This is a genomic window from Dissulfurimicrobium sp. (assembly GCF_049968175.1).
In the GTDB taxonomy this organism is placed as follows: Bacteria; Desulfobacterota; Dissulfuribacteria; order Dissulfuribacterales; family Sh68; genus Dissulfurimicrobium; species Dissulfurimicrobium hydrothermale.
In genome coordinates this window covers 1-18,775 of sequence record NZ_JBMFRG010000041.1, presented here as the reverse complement: position 1 = coordinate 18,775, position 18,775 = coordinate 1, and the positions used below count along the sequence as shown (strand labels likewise).

The window sequence follows — 18,775 nt, the reverse complement described above, 5'->3', positions numbered from 1 at the left end:
AAACCCATCTCGCCCAAGGACCTGCTGAGGGAGGTGAGGGGGGTGTTGGGGTAGAAGGGATGTTGAAATTAAGATACGACATGAGGCTTGGACCCCGCAATATCAAATATGTCTTATCTATACTGACGTCTTCGTTATGGATGATAATTGGATCATCTGGAAGCGCCTGTGCGTTTCAGGCGCACGGTTCTCCAGAAGGACTCTATGCCCATCAATTCGCTCACATACTGTATGCATCCTCGGTGACATGGCTGGGCTATAGGATTAAAAGGAGCGGACTCATGAAAAACAGGCCGTGGAGACTTATATCCATCAGTATGTTTATCCTTGCCTGGTGGAACATATGGGCGTTTTGCGGCCACATCATTGAATATATGCTTCCATCGGGGCATTTGGGGCCTATACCGGGTACAGACAGGCCTGGGATCTTAGTGGCATCATGGCTGGATATAGCCTATTACATACTTAAATTCGACAATCTCATCTCCGTCCCCGCCCTGTGGCTTATCTATATGGCGCTTGCAGAAATGAAAAAGACTGTCAAATGACATATCTATCACTCTATCCCATCGTGGCCGTTGATATGCTTGGCTGCCTGGCCATGATAGCCATTGCGACAAGATGTCTTGCGCTGGCCTATGCAATATACCGCTCAGATACCGACAACGCCCTTTCAAACTATCTCCTACTCCTAATAGCGGCCATATTTATCTTTTCCATCTCGAGATCACTCGGCCATATTGTAAAATACATCCTACACCTTTTCGGCTATATCTCAGTCTGGGAAAAGATATCTCCTGTCAGCGGGTCTATCAACACCATAACTTTCGTCATAATAGCCTCCGTCACTGTATTTTTTGATCGGGTCCAGGCCGTAATGGACAAGATGTTGCATGACAGAATCAGCATAGAAAAGACGAGTAAAGAGCTGCTGCAACTAAATAGAGAGGTTGAGATGATAGTCTCAGAACGGACCCAGGCCGAGATGGCGCTAAGAATGGCCCACGAGGCGAGGAACCCGGTCATGATCATCGGCGGACTCGCTAGAAAGGTCTTGAAAAAGATGCCGACAGAAGACCTTGAGCGGCCGTTGATGGAGATGATAATGGTACAGGCCCAAAGGCTTGAAGAGATGATATTGAGGTTTGAAGAGGCAATCTCTAGGACAAAAAAATACTTTTCCCCACAGGAATTAAACGCCATAGTGGAGGAAACCATCGAATTTGTAAGACCCGAGGCCGAACAAAAAGATATAGTCCTATTTTTTGACAGATGCCCTGTAAACCTCTCCTTCCAGGGAAACAAATACCTGATAAAAGTGGCCATTGCTCACATTATAAGAAATGCCATAGAAGTATGCGGCCCTGGGAATTCTATCGAGATAACCACTGATCTGGCCGGGAAGACAGTGTCTGTCACAATAAAAGACAATGGTCCAGGCATACCCGATGAAATCAAACCGCATATCTTTGAACCGTTCTACAAGACACACCACGGCGAAACAGGTTTAGGTCTTCCATATGTAAAGCAAATCATTGATGAACACAAAGGTGAAATACGGATTACAAGCGCCAAGGGGAAAGGGACTACGGTCGAGATACGTATCCCGACGCACCTATCGGAGATGACGAATAAGGCTTAAGTTTCTATATTATCTACTTGATTTTACCAGTCTAGTTTGGCATCTTATAACCATGTAACTTAACCTGAGATGGGACTCTACAAGGGGTAAAGATGAGAAGTGACCAAATGAAAAAAGGCGTGGAGAGGGCCCCACACCGCTCCCTTTTTAAGGCTATGGGCTATATAAACGATGAACTGAGCCGCCCGCTTATCGGCATAGCAAACTCATTTAACGAGATCATCCCAGGCCACATCCACCTCAGGCAGATAGTCGAGGCGGTCAAGGCAGGCATCCGCATGGCAGGCGGGACACCCATTGAATTCGGGTGCATAGGGGTCTGTGACGGCATAGCCATGAATCACCCTGGTATGCGATATTCCCTTGCCAGCAGGGAGCTCATCGCCGATTCGGTCGAGGTCATGGCCCAGGCGCACCCATTCGACGGCCTTGTGCTGGTCCCAAGCTGCGACAAAATCACCCCCGGAATGCTTATGGCCATGCTGCGCCTCAACATCCCTGCTATAGCCATAAGCGGCGGTCCCATGCTGACAGGCGAATGGAGAGGACGCAAGGTCAATCTTATAACAGTGTTTGAAGGGATCGGCCAGACAAAGGCCGGCAAGATGACGGAGACGGAGATCTCTGAGCTCGAAGATGAGGCCTGTCCAACCTGTGGTTCCTGTGCAGGGATGTTTACTGCCAACTCCATGAACTGCCTAACAGAGGCCCTCGGACTTGCACTTCCAGGAAACGGAACCATACCGGCGGTGGCTGCGGCCCGCATAAGGCTTGCAAAAGAAACCGGGATGCAGATCGTACGCCTGATCGAAAAAGACCTGAAGCCAAGGGATATCGCGACGCCTGCTGCGTTTAAAAATGCTATTGCCGTTGACATGGCCCTTGGCTGCTCCACAAATACGGTCCTCCACGTCCCGGCAATCGCACACGAAGCTGAGATCGATCTCCCACTCTCAATCTTCAACGAAATAAGCCTCAAATCCGTTCATATCTGCAGCCTCATACCGTCAGGCCCTCACAGCCTTAAAGACCTCCACCTTGCAGGCGGCGTCCAGGCCGTTATAAAAGAACTGACGACGCTTTCGTTAATAGATATCAAGGCGTTGACAGTTACCGGCAAGACAGTAGGGGAAAATATAAGAGATGTATACGTGAAAGATAGAGACGTCATAAGACCTGCATCAGATCCATATCATAAAGAAGGAGGGATTGCCATACTTTACGGCAGTCTCTCGCCGAATGGTTCGGTGGTAAAGCAGTCCGCCGTAGCGCCTGAGATGCTGAGACACGAAGGCCCTGCACGGGTCTTTGAATCTGAAGAAGATGCATATGGCGCGATACTCGGCGGGAAAATAAGGCCTGGGGACGTGATCGTGATACGTTACGAAGGCCCTAAGGGTGGACCTGGCATGAGGGAAATGCTCTCTCCAACTGCAGCAATAATCGGTATGGGTCTAGGCAAGGATGTGGCCCTCATCACAGATGGAAGGTTTTCAGGCGGAACCCAAGGTGCGGCCATCGGCCATGTCTCGCCTGAGGCCGCGGAGGGTGGCGCAATAGGACTTGTCAGAGATGGTGACATCATCAAGATAGACATACCGGCAAAAAGGCTCGATCTGCTTGTAGATGAAAAGGAGCTCGAAGAGAGACGCAAGACCTTCAAGCCCATAGGACCAAAGGTCACAATGGGATATCTTGCAAGATATGCTGAACAGGTCACAAGCGGTGCAACAGGCGCGATACTCAAAAAATAAATAATCGGAGGTACAGATGCCTAATAAACTTAAACTTCTGATACATGTTGCCCAGGCCGATAAATGGGACACTGCCGCAGGAAACGCCATAAATTTTTTAAAAACCAAACAAACGGGAGAGGAACTCAGGGTTAGGATGATTGCAAATGCAGACGCCGTAACAAGATGCACACAATGCGATAGGCCCCTTTTTGACGTATTAAAACAGATCGTCCTGGAAGGCGGTGAGATATACCTGTGCGAAAATGCACTCAGGAATTTTGGGATCCATGTCTCCAGACTCCCCGAGATATTCAAGACCGTGCCGGCTGGCATTAGGGCGTTGGTCGAACTCCAGAACGACGGTTGGCGCTATGTAAGGCCGTAAAGCCGTAAAAATGTTGAGGGATTCAGTTGGGTCTGGATTTCAATGACCAGATAGTGTCTGACCTCTCTTATTCGATCTATCCGAGCTGGTTCGAACCCGCCATGTTAGGTGCCAAAACCTGTAATAATCGGATGCAACTATATCACAAGGCGATATGCCCACCTTCTGACAGAAGCGACATAGATTTTCTTTGTTTCTACAGATTACGTGAAAGGCGCACCATCTCTTTGAGCTGAAATTTTCATGTATGGCAATATGACCTTGTTCGGCCCATGAGATTGCGTGCAATATCTCGTCAAGCCTGAAAAAACGGATACCCAATTCTTCTGTTGTAGCCCCTAAAATATCCACCAAATCCGAAAAGGGGTCGCCTTTGCGCCTCACCACTGTTAATAATCTCTTTTTTAAGTTATTATAAATAATAAAAGGTCTCTAAATGAAATTTAGTCATAATTAATTATAATAGCGGCAGCGGCAAAAGAAAGGAGAAATATGTCGAGGACATCGAAGATCAAAAGAAAGACATCCGAGACCGAGATAAGCCTTGGCCTTGTTCTGGACGGTTCCGGAAAGACTTCCGTCAAGACTGGAATTGGTTTTTTTGACCACATGCTTACACTTTGGGCCGTCCATGGATTCTTTGACCTGGATCTTGCAGCAAAAGGGGACTTGGACGTGGATTTTCACCATACAGTGGAAGATATAGGTATTTGTCTCGGCAAGGCCATAGCCGATGCCATTGGCGACATGAAAGGCATAAAACGTTATGGAGGCGCATCGGTCCCGATGGACGAGGCCCTTGCCAGGGTGGATGTCGATGTATGCGGGAGACCCTTTCTGGTCTTTGATGCCAAGCTGTCGACTGCCAAGATCGGGGGGTTCGATGCCGAGCTCATAGAGGAATTTTTAAGGGCAGTCGCCATAAATAGTGGTATTACCCTCCATGTTCATGTACCTTATGGTAAAAACAACCATCACATTGCAGAGGCGATCTTCAAGGCCTTTGCAAGGGCGCTCGACAAGGCGCTGCAGCTTGAACCAAGGCTTTGTGGTAGGCCGCTTTCAAGCAAAGGTGGATTTAATGTTGGCTCTCAATAGAAAGGAGATATGATGAAATCAATCCAGGCTAGAAGATGCCTTTTTATTTTATGCCTCATCCTCTCAGGTCTCATATTTCAATCCTGCGCAACAGTATTCTATAAAGAGGCCGCTCCTCCGCTCCCAAACATAAAAAGTATAGCCGTCCTTCCTATAGACAGGGCGGTCACCAAGCCTGGACAGGAAAAGGCCACCTGCGCCCTGAGCGACACAACCTTCGATACAAGCAATGTCCCGCCTGAAGCAAGCTCCAAACTCACCGAGACGCTTGTCAGCCTTCTTAAAGACGATCCGAGGTTTAGGCCGATCCCCGAAGGGGAATGCATCGGTTTCTTGAATGCCTTTTTAAAGGCCGACATAAAGGCCTCCCAACTGCACCTTATTCAATCATTTGGAAGGGAGCTCGGGGTCGAGGCCGTTTTATATGGCAAGCTTTACAGGTTTAATGAACGCATAGGCTCATCCTATTCCGTTCAAAGGCCTGCATCGGTGGCATTTAGCTTGCACCTCATAAGGGTATCCGACGGGGCGGTTCTGTGGCAGTACACCTTCGACGAAACACAGCAACCGCTTACTGAAAACCTTTTAAAAGCCAACCTGTACAAGGAATCGGGTCTGAAATGGCTCACAGCCGATCAGCTTGCAAGCTATGGGATCACACAGGCATGTAGATCGCTCAAAAAAAGGCTGCCTTAATCTGAATTCCATAGGATAATACCTTACAACATGGATGTTGCAAACAATCAAGTAGTGGAATTCCTTGAAAATCAGCGCTTTTTTACGGCCATGTGTATAGGCAAAAAGGGCAATCGTTACCACCTTCTCACGCACCTCGGGAGGGAAATGAACCTCCCTGAGACAAGGTTTCTCCATGTTTCGCCGCAGCGGATAAAGACCGCTACAAGGAATGAATACCTTCAGGAGCTTCGATCGATTTTTGCGAAACGCGACATTTTGAAGACGGCGATCAACATACCCGAGTTATGGGAATTGGTCAGGGATGACAGGGAGATTTGGTCTCCAACAGAACTCACAGGACTTGCCTTTAACGTCGAAGACATCGGGCCTGATCACGAAGCGGCTGTGATAAGGGCCGTCATAGACGAACACGTGCACTTCAAATTCAGGGATGGCATGATAGCCGTCCAGACAGCGGAAAACGTCGGGCGCTTGCTGGAGCAAAAGATGCTCGAAAAAGAAAGGCTTGAAAGGTTAAGTGCAGGTCTGGGATGGCTAAACACGATATGGGGAGACGCCAAGGACAAATTGCTCTACGACGCCAAAGATCCGGATATCTCCTATTGGGTCGAAGCCATAAAGGATTTTTGCATAAAAGGTGAGGAATCGGGATATGCAGCCGAGGTGAAGGGGCTGTTTAAACAAGCCGGCCTAAATCGGCCTATGGTACCGTTTTATACCTTGGTGAAGACTGGGATATGGGGTGAAGATGAGAACCTAGAACTGTACCGTTTCGACATCAAGGCCGACTTCCCACGGTCTGTAATCAATCATGCCATGGAATTGGCTAGATCGACATTGGATACCAAGGGTCTACGCGACCTCACGGAAACCTGTATTTTTACCATCGACGGTCCTGAAACCACCGATATCGACGATGCGCTGAGCTTTGAAAGATGCGGAAACGGCCTTGAACTTGGCATTCATATAACCAATTTCGGCGCCAAGATAGACCCAGGATCTCCTGTTTTTGAGGAGGCATTGAGCAGGGCCACTAGTATATATTTGCCTGACCTCACAATACCCATGATCCCGGATATCCTCTCTTCGAACGCCTTCAGCCTCAATAAAAACGAACCACGGGCGGCGTTGTCGTTTTTTGTAAAACTCGACAAAAATGGTACCATACTCGAGACAAACATAGAACGTACTCTAATACGCGTCAGCAATCGAATGAGCTATGAAGATGCCGACTCAGAAATAGAAAAGGGCGGCATATTCTCAGAGGCATATCAACTCGCTAGGATGCTTCAATCCGCAAGGATCGAGAAAGGGGCATTACCTCTTCCAATTCCTGAACTTGTCATAAGATTTGACTCGGAAAAGGGTGTGATGATAAAACTCACCAATCCTGGGCCGGCGCGTTTCCTTGTGGCGGAATACATGATCCTGGCCAACAGAATTGCAGCCGAGTTCCTGAGAGACAACTTCATACCGGCCCTTTACAGGAGCCAACCGCCGCCAAGGGAACAGATCATCTCGGGCGCCGAGACTGACATTAAGGCCAACTTCAGACAAAGACGTCTCATAAGCAAAGGCGGGCTTGTCAAAAAACCCGAAGCCCACCACGGTCTGGGGCTGGCCGCCTATACAACCGTTACATCGCCGCTGAGGCGGGGCCTTGATCTCCTTATGCAACAGCAACTGGACTCATTTCTAAGATGCGGATCGCCGCTGCATGACATAGAGGGCCTGGAAAAGATGTCAGCAACCCTGCAACATGGCCTTGCGGCCGCATCTGCGATCAAACAAACAAGGATGCGGTATTTTGTGCTCAAACACATGGAGGGTCGTATAAATATGCCTCTTGACGCATGGATACTTGATACAGGTCCGCATAAGGTGGTTGCCGTATTGTCCGATTATCTCATGCCGGTCGAACTGCCTAAGCGTCCTGGCTCTACCTACTCTATGGATCAGGATATAAAAGTAAACATAAAAAAGGTAAACGCCAGAGAAAATATCCTGAAGGTCGATTGGTGCAATGGAACCAGACATTAGGCGCCGACTGAACCAAAGGATGTGACGATTTCAAGCTGGTTGCCTTCAAACCTTGACATTTCTTGCCCGCCAGGGCTACCTATAGCCCCTTATTGGGAAAAGCTGCGCAAGGCCATAGAAGACAATAGAGTGGTCATTGTTATAGGTGAAACGGGGTGTGGAAAGACAACTCAACTTCCAAAGATAGCTATAGCGGCAGGTAGAGGCAGACAGGGCCGCATCGTCTGTACACAGCCAAGGCGTGTAGCCGCCATTGCTGTGGCATCCAGGCTCTCAGCAGAGCTTGGAGAAACAGGCCTGGCCGTTGTAGGCTACAAGGTAAGATTCAGGGATCGTACACCAAAGACCGCCATTATAAAATTCGTAACCGACGGCATGCTCCTCGCAGAGCTGCAGAGTGACCCAAGGCTCAGGACCTATGATACAGTGATCCTTGATGAGGCGCACGAACGGAGCCTTAACATCGATATACTGACCGGGGTCATCAAGGGCCTTATGCCATCAAGGCCAGAACTGAAACTAATAATATCTTCGGCTACGCTCCATACGCAGCAATTTTTGAGACTTTTCCCTGACGCCGAGGTGGTGAAGATCGAAGGAAGAGGCCATCCTGTCGATATCATCTACAGGCCCTTTCTTTTACCTGGAGATGAAGCGGCCACTACGCCTGAAGAGCAGGTGGCTGCAGCCATAGATGAACTCCTGGACGGAGGTGGCACAGGCGATGTTCTCGCCTTCCTGGCCACGGAAAGGCAGGTGATTGAGGCGACAAGACTCTTGAAGTCCCGTTGGGGCCGCGATGTATTGATATTGCCCATGTTCGGACGTTTAAGTTTTTTTGACCAACAGCGGATATTCGCCCCGTCACACCAGCGCAAGATCGTCATCGCTACCAATATTGCAGAGACATCTCTCACCATCCCTGGCATACGCTATGTAGTTGACTCGGGACTGGCCAGGATGCTCCGCTACAATATCCGCACAAGGACAACCGCCATGCCTGTCGTCCCAATTTCAAAGGCAAGCGCCGAACAGCGGGCCGGCAGGGCGGGACGCACCGGCCCCGGTATCTGTATAAGGCTTTACAGCAGAGAGGACTTCGAACATCGGCATGATTACACACCGCCCGAGATACTGCGCTCAAACCTGGCCGAGGTGATCTTGAAGCTGATCAGCATGGGGATCAAAGACGTCTCAGGTTTCGCTTTTCTGGACCCCCCATCTGAAAAGGCTATAAAAGAGGGCTTCGATACGCTTAAAGAGCTAAGTGCTTTGGACAGGCAAGGACGAATTACGCCTATGGGCCGTCTTATGGCAAGGCTTCCGCTTGACCCGCGCATTGCTCGCATCATCATCCAGGCCGAAAGGGAAAATGCCTTGAGAGAAGCAATCATAGTAGCAGCGGCATTGGGTATCCAGGATCCTAGAGAACGTCCGGCGGAGAAGGAGGCGCAGGCCGACAGGGCCCACAGCGTCTTCATAGATCAATCATCCGACTTTGCAAGCTATATAAAGATTTGGAACTTCATCCATGAAAAAAGGCAGGCAGGCTTTACAAAGAATCAGATCAGGCGCCTTTGCAAAGACAATCTACTATCTTTTCAGCGTATAGAGGAGTGGATGGAGATCCATGATCAAATACTGGACATCTTGATCGAAACCGGTGGTTTTCATCTCAACGACCGCCCTGCAGGATTCGACGCCCTCCATCGCTCTATTTTGGCTGGTTTTCTAAGCCGCATCGCCTTTCTTAATAAGAAAGAGTCGGTATATGCCGGGGCCAGGGGCACAAAGATCCAAATATTCCCCGGCTCTGGGCTCTTCAAGAGACGGCCGAGGTGGATCGTGGCAGCCGAGCTTGTAAGAACCTCGCAACTCTTTGCAAGGACCGTGGCACAGGTAAGACCTGAGTGGATAGAAGAGCTCGCAGGACCTCTGGCTCAAAGGGAGTATTCAGACCCGCATTGGGAGAGAGCCAGAGGGGAAGTTATGGCGTGGGAGTGCGTAACTGTCTTCGGGCTTGTCGTAGCGGCAAGACGGCCTGTATCCTATTCCAGAATCAATCCACAGAAGGCAAGGGAGATATTCATATCCCAGGGCCTTGCAACGTGCAATCTCAAGGGAGACTATCCGTTTTTGACCCACAACAGGCAGATTATATCCGACTTGGAAGGCCTTGTCGGCCGAATAAGACGGCGTGACATCTATGAAAAAGACACAGCGGCAACTCACCTTGATGCCGGACTCAAGGTGCTTGAAGAGGCCTCAGGCCTTGGACCTATATCGGATGAACGCACCCTTGCCAGGGCGATACGGTTAGTTGGAGACCTGCCTCTGTTTTTGGACAGGGACGCCATCTTAAAAGATATCAAGGCGGATGACATCCAAAACCTATTTCCAGGCCATCTGAATATATCGGGCCAAGAGATAGAACTTGTCTATAGCTTCAGTCCAGGCAACGAAAGAGACGGCTTGACCGCCAGAATACCGCTTGCGGCCATCGGCCGTCTGAGGCAGGAAGATTTCCAATGGCTTGTTCCTGGATTCCTGCCAGAAAAGGTAGATTTTCTTTTACGCGGATTGCCCAAGGAGATCAGAAATAAACTCATTCCTATTGTCGGGACGACAGATGTTATATGCAGACATATTGAGGCACAACGGGATAAAAGTACACTCTTTGACGCCATAGAGGCTACGCTGCATAAATTGTACGACATTACAGTGACAAGGGATCAGTGGCCAGATCAAAGGTCTTTGCCTCCCCATCTAGTCATGAGGTTTGAGGTGATAGATGATGGCGGCAGACCCTTGGCCGCAGGCAGGGATCTTGAGGCCTTGCGCATGGCACTGAGAGAAAAGGTGGCCGTGGATCTTGATATGACCCTGGGCTGGCTCAGGCGCTGTATTGAGAGACCGGTTCCTTCCCTAAACGACCTGCCAGATCTGCCTGAACAGCTGTCAGTAGGACCGGACGGTCTAGGCATCGCCTTCTTCCCTGCCATTGAACGTGATGAACACGGTGGCCTACACATCAGTGTGCTCCGTTCCCAAGACGAGGCGATATCGATGACCCGCCAGTCGCTGAGATGCGAATTCTCCTTTGCCCTCGCAAAGGAGTTGCACTATCTTAAAAAAAATATATCACTTATAGAAGTCCCTCTTAATGTCATCCATTGGGCTGGCGGCGCGGAAAGACTCAAAGAATCCATGGTTGAATGGATCGAAGATGTCTTTTTTGGCCGGTGGTATTGGCATGGTCTGCCTTCCAGAGGCGACATCCTCAAGAGGCTAAAATACCTAAAGGCCAATCTCTATAAAGACGCCCAAATACATTTGAAACAACTCAAATCTCTCATCGTTCAATTGGGCGCAACCATGGCTCAGGTGGAACGATTGGCCGAGCGTAAAGGCCTTGCAACCAAGCAGGCCTACAAGGAGATGCGTATGGAACTCGACGAGATGTTCCCACGCGGTCTCCCATGGGCCGTCGCTCCTACTCCTGAAGAGGCCGGCGACAGATCGGACGAATCATGCGAGGCCATGACAAGACGGCTCAAGGCCCTAACCATCCGCGCCCAGAGGGCTTATACAGACCCCTTGAAGGACGCCGCAAAATCCCAGCGGGTCAGACCGTACAAAGAACGATTGGATACAGCGAATGCCGCTTTCAGTCAAGGGAATAGACCCGCTGAACTCGCTGGGCTCATAGCGGAATTCAGGCTTTTGGTTATAGAATATTATATCTCTATCTTTGCGCCTGAGCTGAAGACCATCGTCACAGTCTCGCAAAAACGCCTAGATGAGAAGTGGGAGCATATCGCAAAGGTCCTACAGGACGGCGCAATGACCAAAAATGGACCTTGAGTCTTGATTGCGAATTTTATCTCGGCAGAGATTCAAATGGAGACATGCGGCCTTCAACACAAAGACCCCCATGTCTCCATCTACATGGATAATATTGATCTAGACGCCTTCAAATTCCTTCGCTGCGGCAAGCGCCTCGGCGTCCACCTTGCCCTTGTCCTTCATCATCGAAAGGATCGCCGCGACAAGATTCATGACAACAAGGACACCTATAACAACGACGAAGCCGCTCATAAAGGCATGGTTTTTTAAGTCAAGCGGGATCCTGCCGTTTCTAAATACATGCGCCACACCTTGGAACCCGTGTTCAGACAGATATCTATGCTCCAGGCTTGAAAATAGAAGTCCAGAGATATCTACACCGAAAATCAGACCCAAAGAACGCATCATATTCAAAATGCCGCCAGCCAAACCGAGTTTATTTCTTGGTGCGGCACCCATAATTGCACTATTGTTCGGCGGGGTAAACATACCCATCCCGATACCCAAAAGGATCAATTCACCGACCAAGCTTTCTTGCTGCCTATCAAGCAACGGCCGAGGACCTACGCGCCGATGCCGAGCCTGGCAAGATTCTTCACGAGACAAGGCAATGCGAGCTTGCCCGCTTGAGAGAAATTCCATTTAGCCGCTACTATGGCTCAGTAGATGCAACCCCATTGTTTGTAGTCCTTGCAGGACTGTATTGGCAGCGCACTGCGGACCGACAGACATTGGAGGCCATTTGGCCCCAGATCAAAGCAGCGCTGGAGTGGATCGATCGCTACGGCGATATAGACGGAGACGGTTTTGTCGAATACGGCCACCGTAATACAAGTAGCCTTGTCAATCAAGGCTGGAAAGACTCCGAAGACGCTGTATTCCATGCCGACGGACGCTTGGCTCCTCCCCCCATCGCCCTCGCCGAGGTGCAAGGTTACGTCTATCTGGCGCGGCAATTGGCCTCATCCATGGCCTGCAGTATGGGGGAAACCGCCCTGGCGGCGACTTTGGAAGAAAAGGCTCGCAATCTCCGGGAGCAATTCGAGGAATACTTTTGGTGCGAGGACCTACAGCTATATGCCTTTGCCCTCGACGGCAACAAGCACCCATGCCAGGTACGTACTTCCAATGCCGGACAAGTATTGTTCTCTGGCATAGCTGATCCCAAACGGGCTGCCAAGGTGACACAAACGCTTTTCAGCCCCGATTTGTTCAGTGGCTGGGGCATCCGCACCGTGGGCGCGCAAGAAGCGCGCTTCAACCCAGCCTCATACCACAATGGATCGGTCTGGCCCCATGACAATGCCATCATCGGGTTCGGACTCGCTCGTTACGGCCATATAGAGGAATTGTTGAGGCTCACTTCGGCACTCTTTACAGCGGCTGCATATATGGATTTACGGCGCCTGCCTGAATTGTTCTGCGGATTCCGCCGCCACAGGGACAAAGGGCCGACGCTATATCCGGTAGCCTGCACGCCTCAGGCCTGGGCGGCGGCAGCCCCCTTTGCCTTACTCGCCGCCTGTCTCGGGTTTGAACCCCATGCTGCTCTCAACAAAATCCGCCTGCAACATCCAAGACTCCCTGAATTCATTGACTGGGTACGGATTAAGTCACTGCCCATCGGTAACTCATATCTGGATATACTGCTACGGCGACATGGATCAGACGTGGCAGTGAACGTGTTGAAACGCAGCGGCCAGGCGGAATTGGAAGTAATCCTTTAATGACGCCATTGCTTGTCGCTTGTTTTGTACCTGTATATTAAAATAAGATGCGAAGATTAACCTGAAAAGATTTTACAAAATGTGCAGATGGGTTTAGTTATGGTCGGCTGCTTTAATGGTTGTGCTCATATGCGGTTAACAGAGACATCCAAATCCTTTAATATTCCGTCCCGGATGCTATATATCCAGCCATGTACGTAAAGGTCTCGCCCCTTTCGCCAGGCATTCCTGACAAAACCGGTTCGGCAGACATTGTGCACCTGTTCAATGACATTGAATTCGCACAGCCTGTCAAGCCGCTGCGCGGCATCGAAAATGGCATTGATTTCTTTCATATAGCGCCGGTAAACTTCACTGACATGGCCCAACCAATTGTTGATCAAGCCATATGATTCTATTTCTTCCATATCCATGGCTGTCTTCACGCCACTGCATCCATAATGTCCACAGACAATGATATGCTGCACACTTAGCACCTCTACAGCATATTGAATGACGGCCATACAGTTTATATCAGACTGGACAACTATATTGGCGATATTGCGATGCACAAACAATTCGCCTGGCGGCATGCCAACGATCTGATTCGCCGGAACCCGGCTGTCCGAACACCCTATCCATAAATACTTAGGTGACTGCTGCTTGGAGAGTCTTTCAAAGAAAGCCGGGTCTTCTTTCTTTATGCCGTCAGCCCATGCCCTGTTGTTGTCAAACAAACATTTAAGAGTCATTTTATTTATTTGTTTTTATTTTTATTTACAGAATTATACCTCTTGGGTCGATGAAATAAGTCGCAGTAATGCTATAGCGGCCTCATGCGGTCCTTTGGTTTCATATCCTGGGATACCAAGCCTGGTGCGCAGTTGCCCGACAAAGACACCGCTGCGGATGGCGGTCTCAAAAATCCCCAAGGCCAAATCATCATGCAGCTCACGGTATTGAGGCGGTCCGAAGATATTGGCGAAATAGCTGTGGACCAAGCCGGTTGCAGCGGTGGTGCCCTTGGACATCACGGCGCCGTCTCTGAAGATCTCAATGGCGCGGGCCACCGAGTCAAATCTCTCGATTATAGGGTGATCCTGGTCAACTTCTTCGTAATTGTTGGCATAAAGCAGAAAATCGATAGGATATCCATGCAGCACCTCCTCGATGGTTGTAACCGGCAGCACCACTCTGGCATTCACCTTCTGAGGGCTCATAATGATGGCCCGGTCGATCTGACCGAAGGCATACCCCTGCTGCAGGTCATCCAGCCTGATGAAGGCGCCAGTCTCGGTGCCGTAGGCGATCACACGACCGTCCTTGGCAATCTCCAGAGAGCCCATGTCGTCCGCCACAACCCGCATTTCCTGAACAAGATCTCTACCTAAGCTACGAAAGGCCTCAAGGGATTCCGACTTACCTGCAGCCGTATCGCCTATTATCAAAATATTCGCCTCATTACCACCCTTAAGCAAAATGCGCACCATTGCGCCATGATAAGGCATCCGGCCCAGCTTCATCATGACGATATTGTGTAACGTCAGCGCCATCTTTTTCAAATAACCAAAATAACCAAAGCGATCCTCAAGGGGAATAGCCGCTGTAAGCAGACCATTTTCGGCGTCATCAAAGAAAACGGTGGGCAGATCGCCGAATTTCGCCATATGATCGGCCGGTACGCCAAAGACATACACCGCCTCCGGTCCATCCTCGATCTGTTCATCCAAGGCGAGCTCAAACAAATTGGAAAGTGAGATCCCCAATCCCATGAACCTCCGATGGAAATAAATAAAAATCACCACAGGCCCTACCCTAGCTGGATAGCAGAGCCATTCTTCAGCTGATAGATGGAGACCTTCGATGGGATTTACCGAAACGGCCCTGAACCGGCCAGTACGCGTATTTGTCGGTGGGTCGATTACAAAGGGCGGCGCAAACCAAACCTGCCGGATAAACGGGACATCCTCAAGGGCATCTCTATATGCCGATGGAAGCCTGGAATCTTTTGGAGCTGCAATGACGCCGGCATTGCAGCCGGCAGCTACATGCCGGTAAACTCGAGGATGTGTGCCGGTTATATTTTCACACATGTCCCTGTAGAGTGAACGCACCTGATGGGCCAAGGCGACGAGGGTATCATTGAAAGCTCTGTAAGGTCGCCTGTTGGAACCCCCTGGCCCGACCCCGGCAAGAAGGACCATGTATCTGTCAAACGATCGCCAATAATCATACAACCTTTCGACGAACTGGTGGATGGCATAACGGTAACGGCTTTCCATTAATATGCTGGCGGCAGGCAGGAGCGAGGTCACCTGTTCAAGCGGATGTTCGCTGAGGGCGCGCAGGATATTGATCATCCGCCTTAGATCATGCCCGCTGGCCATATCCAGACCAAGGGAATCCAGCAGGGAAGAGTCTTGGCGGCACAGGCTTTCAACAAAATCCTTGAATATATGCTCAAAGACATCGCTTTGGAGCAGTTCCCTCTTGGACGCACATATCTTGCCATCAGTATAGATGATATATTGCCGCCCTTCCCTGACAAACCCTTTAATCGCCATATTCTCTCCTTTTTTGGCGCCGATATCTGCCAATAGACCTACAGTTTTTTTACATAAAAAAAGCCGAAGATCACCGTTTTAACCGGTAACTCTTCGGCCTCTTATCCCGTTTGCACCCTTGCCAGGCCCATCCGGGCATATCGGCTGTATTTTTAAGAAACAGGCCAGTGCTTCCTTAAAAACACCGGCTGATACTGACCAGCCTTATTAATAAGGGCCCTTCAATATCTAGTTAGAAGATTAAATTAAATGTCAGGGATGTCAAGGTCAGATAACTCTTAATTGAAAAATTAATTATTCGAAATCAATGGGTGCGGCCAGAGTAAAAAGAATTATCCTTTCTCCTGTAACAGTACTGATGTCAGTATGAAGGCTTATCACCTTCTGTCCGACAATGGCCTCCACTGCCGCTTCCAGCAAGGGTCTGCCCTTTTCCATAAGGGCAATCCGCACCTTCTTGATCAACTCCCTGCCGCCATCAATCTCACCAGGTACAGCAAGTTGGCATTCGGCCCGAGTAAGGACCCCTTTGAGCCGAACCAGCACCATATCATCGATAAAATAGGTCTTGGTTTCAAGAGGCCCCCTCCCCATATATTCCTTCTCAAATTTAATGACGACGTCACTTATTTCAGCCTCAAGCTGCCCTTTTGTCTTTTTCATGGCGTCTTAACTTACCTCTTACTTAAAAGTCTGAACAACCAAGTGGGTCGAACGCGCCTTTTTAATTTTCATCCGTCTTTCAGTCCATGCAGCTACATCTTTGATCAAGGCGCGTCTCTTCCTACTATCCAGCCCCACGGCATCTGAGTAGACATTCAAAAAAAACAACCTATGGCGTATACCCAAATGGGCGGCGTCCATATTCATCTGGACAAGATTGCGACATCTCTCGCCCCACGGAAGCCTTAAAATGTATTGACGGTTTCTCTCGTTGTCCAAAAAGGCAAAACGCCATTTATTTTTGTCTGATGGATCCGGATCGGTTATAACAAAAATATTGCCCAATCTCAGGTCCCCATGGCGAATCCGGTGATTGTGAAGCCTTGCGATTTCTTTGGCAAGTGCGGAGATGAACATCTTTTTCTCATTGTTGCCGAGCCTTTCACGCCAGAAATCCATAACCCCCAACCCGACTATCTCCTCTGTAAGGCACCACCCCTCACCCTTAAATCTGGCCTTCATATCTGCGCCATATTCAACGACGTTCGGAGCAAGAAACCCGAGCCTTTTGAGGCGTATAGCCTCCTTTATAAACCTCTTTGCCCTGGCGCCCTTGAATACCGCCTTTATGCCTTCCTTGAATGATCTTTTGATGAAATACTTGAAGTAATAAACCCTTCCATCCATCTTCATACATGAAGCCACCCAAGCATTTGATGAGCTTCTCACATGCCTCCAGCCGCAAGGGAGCCTGCAACTGATCAAAAGCCGTTTCTCTTCCGCTGTTAAAAATATCTCTTCCATAGATATGCGACGTGTCTAAACCAGTGTAGGGATTTATGAATATAATAACTTGTACTGCAGTTTCCTCCATCATATGAACAATTAATATGACAGATCTTCTGATCCTGCTGAACACGAAAAATACCTTTGTTGATTGTCATGACAGTGCAATGCAGTTATCTTAAGGGCTAATACGATAACAATGCCGATATGTTTTACCCAGTGAACACACTTGATTTTAATAAATATATCTTAATAATAAAATGATATCATGTGGCAGGATTACATTGAACTCACAAACGGCGATATTACAACCCTTAATGTAGATGCAATTGTAAATGCGGCCAACAATTCGCTTCTGGGGGGAGGTGGCGTGGACGGCGCCATCCACAGGGCGGCAGGGCCAGAGTTGCTCGAGGAATGCCGCGGACTTGGCGGGTGCGCAACAGGCGATGCAAAAATAACAATGGGTTACCGGCTACCTGCGCGCTATGTCATCCATACTGTAGGCCCAATCTGGCGCGGTGGAAGCCGGGGAGAACCAGAACTTCTCGCCAGCTGTTACAGGCGATGCTTTGAAATTGCCAGGGCATATGAATTAAAAACCATTGCCTTTCCAGCCATAAGCACAGGGGCATACGGGTTCCCAAAGGATATCGCGGCCATGATAGCCGTTGAAGAGGCCAAAAAGGCGATTCTGAAAGATCGGACAATCAAAAAGGTCATATTTGTTTGCTTCAACGCCGATACCAGAAAGGCCTATGAGAGCGCCCTGGCAAAGGCGGCCAGAGTATATGGCGATTAAGATCGTCTTCCACGGAGACCTAAAAGGGCTCGTTTCCATCCCATTAATAGACAACGGTACAATAATCCACAACTCCGACCGTAATGCATCCGTAAAGGACATGATAGAGGCACTAGGCGTCCCCCATACAGAGATCGGAAGGATCGAGGCAAACGGTGAAGAGGTCTCCTTTAGCTACCAAGTAAAAACCAAAGACAGGCTTGATGTATACGCCCTTGACGCGCCGGTTGATTTTTCCATACCATCGCTCTTGCGGCCTGAACCACTTTATGAAATACGCTTCCTTGCGGACGTAAATGTTGGAAGACTTGCCATATTGCTCAGGATGGTAGGTATGGATACAGCTTACAAAAACGGCCTCTCTGACGCCGAGCTTGCAGAGATATCAAGCATTGAGAAACGGATACTTCTCACAAGGGACACAAGACTCCTAAAACGCAGCAAGGTAATATTTGGGCACCTTGTCCGCGAAACCGTACCTTTGAGGCAACTGGCCGAGATCGTCAACCTCTTTAATCTAACATGTAGGCTTTCACCTTTCACAAGATGCCTGGTCTGTAACAGCGTCCTTGAACCGATCGAAAAAGACAAGATAATCTACCGTCTGGAACCACTTACAAAAAGATATTATGACACCTTTTATCTCTGCCCAGGTTGTGACAGGATCTACTGGCCAGGTTCTCACAAAATAAAGATGGAAGAGATGCTGAGATCAATCCGAACTGTCCGACAAAATAGATAGGCTACCATGTAAATTAGGGCCTGTAAATAATTTTGTGTAAACGGTCTTGTTTTTTCATATTCAATA

Annotated in this window: 16 protein-coding genes; 11 read left to right on the top strand and 5 right to left on the bottom strand. The window is 49.2% G+C overall.

Annotated elements, in window-relative coordinates; translation table 11 throughout:
- The 8 genes from ACP5SG_RS06680 to hrpA all read left to right on the top strand — a co-directional run.
- On the top strand, window positions 1–548 hold a 548-nt coding region (locus ACP5SG_RS06680; protein ID WP_424661813.1), incomplete at its 5' end, for a hypothetical protein.
- A complete protein-coding gene (locus ACP5SG_RS06675; protein WP_428123028.1) occupies window positions 545–1,642 on the top strand; it encodes a sensor histidine kinase in 1,098 nt (365 codons plus the stop codon). The genes ACP5SG_RS06680 and ACP5SG_RS06675, both read left to right, overlap by 4 nt.
- A gap of 92 nt (window positions 1,643–1,734) precedes the next feature.
- Complete coding sequence (ilvD, locus tag ACP5SG_RS06670) at window positions 1,735–3,396, top strand: dihydroxy-acid dehydratase (protein WP_237888269.1); 1,662 nt, start codon at window positions 1,735–1,737, stop codon at window positions 3,394–3,396.
- A gap of 16 nt (window positions 3,397–3,412) precedes the next feature.
- A complete protein-coding gene (locus tag ACP5SG_RS06665) occupies window positions 3,413–3,763 on the top strand; it encodes a DsrE family protein (protein WP_237888270.1) in 351 nt (116 codons plus the stop codon).
- A gap of 492 nt (window positions 3,764–4,255) precedes the next feature.
- Window positions 4,256–4,861 carry an imidazoleglycerol-phosphate dehydratase HisB gene (hisB, locus tag ACP5SG_RS06660; RefSeq protein WP_237888271.1) on the top strand — a complete coding sequence of 202 codons (606 nt, stop codon included), beginning with the start codon at window positions 4,256–4,258 and terminating at the stop codon, window positions 4,859–4,861.
- A gap of 9 nt (window positions 4,862–4,870) precedes the next feature.
- Window positions 4,871–5,557: a hypothetical protein gene (locus tag ACP5SG_RS06655; protein WP_237888272.1), complete on the top strand. Its 687-nt coding sequence runs from the start codon at window positions 4,871–4,873 to the stop codon at window positions 5,555–5,557.
- Window positions 5,558–5,587: 30 nt separating this feature from the next.
- Window positions 5,588–7,600 carry a ribonuclease catalytic domain-containing protein gene (locus tag ACP5SG_RS06650; protein ID WP_428123024.1) on the top strand — a complete coding sequence of 671 codons (2,013 nt, stop codon included), beginning with the start codon at window positions 5,588–5,590 and terminating at the stop codon, window positions 7,598–7,600.
- A gap of 21 nt (window positions 7,601–7,621) precedes the next feature.
- Window positions 7,622–11,464: an ATP-dependent RNA helicase HrpA gene (gene hrpA, locus ACP5SG_RS06645; RefSeq protein WP_237888274.1), complete on the top strand. Its 3,843-nt coding sequence runs from the start codon at window positions 7,622–7,624 to the stop codon at window positions 11,462–11,464.
- A 99-nt stretch (window positions 11,465–11,563) separates the two neighbouring features.
- Here hrpA and ACP5SG_RS06640 read toward each other — a convergent pair whose 3' ends face one another.
- Window positions 11,564–11,974, bottom strand: coding sequence for a hypothetical protein (locus ACP5SG_RS06640; RefSeq protein ID WP_428123021.1), 411 nt, complete (start codon window positions 11,972–11,974; stop codon window positions 11,564–11,566).
- Between the two features lie 98 nt (window positions 11,975–12,072).
- Between ACP5SG_RS06640 and ACP5SG_RS06635 the strand changes: the two genes are divergently transcribed.
- Window positions 12,073–13,173: an amylo-alpha-1,6-glucosidase gene (locus ACP5SG_RS06635; protein ID WP_424661839.1), complete on the top strand. Its 1,101-nt coding sequence runs from the start codon at window positions 12,073–12,075 to the stop codon at window positions 13,171–13,173.
- A gap of 125 nt (window positions 13,174–13,298) precedes the next feature.
- Here the strand turns inward: ACP5SG_RS06635 and can are convergent, their stop codons facing one another.
- The 4 genes from can to ACP5SG_RS06615 form a co-directional block, all read right to left on the bottom strand.
- Entirely contained in the window at window positions 13,299–13,904 is a 606-nt protein-coding gene (gene can / locus ACP5SG_RS06630; RefSeq protein ID WP_424661840.1) for a carbonate dehydratase, read from the bottom strand.
- A 33-nt stretch (window positions 13,905–13,937) separates the two neighbouring features.
- Complete coding sequence (locus ACP5SG_RS06625) at window positions 13,938–15,716, bottom strand: phosphoenolpyruvate carboxykinase (RefSeq protein WP_237888278.1); 1,779 nt, start codon at window positions 15,714–15,716, stop codon at window positions 13,938–13,940.
- A gap of 294 nt (window positions 15,717–16,010) precedes the next feature.
- Entirely contained in the window at window positions 16,011–16,379 is a 369-nt protein-coding gene (locus tag ACP5SG_RS06620) for a DUF2294 domain-containing protein (protein ID WP_237888279.1), read from the bottom strand.
- An 18-nt stretch (window positions 16,380–16,397) separates the two neighbouring features.
- On the bottom strand, window positions 16,398–17,183 hold the full coding sequence (locus ACP5SG_RS06615; RefSeq protein WP_428123015.1) for a lipopolysaccharide kinase InaA family protein: 786 nt from the start codon (window positions 17,181–17,183) through the stop codon (window positions 16,398–16,400).
- Between the two features lie 250 nt (window positions 17,184–17,433).
- Here ACP5SG_RS06615 and ACP5SG_RS06610 point away from each other — a divergent pair, with 250 nt between their 5' ends.
- Both ACP5SG_RS06610 and ACP5SG_RS06605 read left to right on the top strand, forming a co-directional pair.
- On the top strand, window positions 17,434–17,967 hold the full coding sequence (locus tag ACP5SG_RS06610; RefSeq protein WP_237888281.1) for an O-acetyl-ADP-ribose deacetylase: 534 nt from the start codon (window positions 17,434–17,436) through the stop codon (window positions 17,965–17,967).
- Complete coding sequence (locus ACP5SG_RS06605; RefSeq protein ID WP_237888282.1) at window positions 17,957–18,709, top strand: Mut7-C ubiquitin/RNAse domain-containing protein; 753 nt, start codon at window positions 17,957–17,959, stop codon at window positions 18,707–18,709. Before ACP5SG_RS06610 ends, ACP5SG_RS06605 begins: the two co-directional genes overlap by 11 nt.
- Window positions 18,710–18,775: the final 66 nt, after the last annotated feature.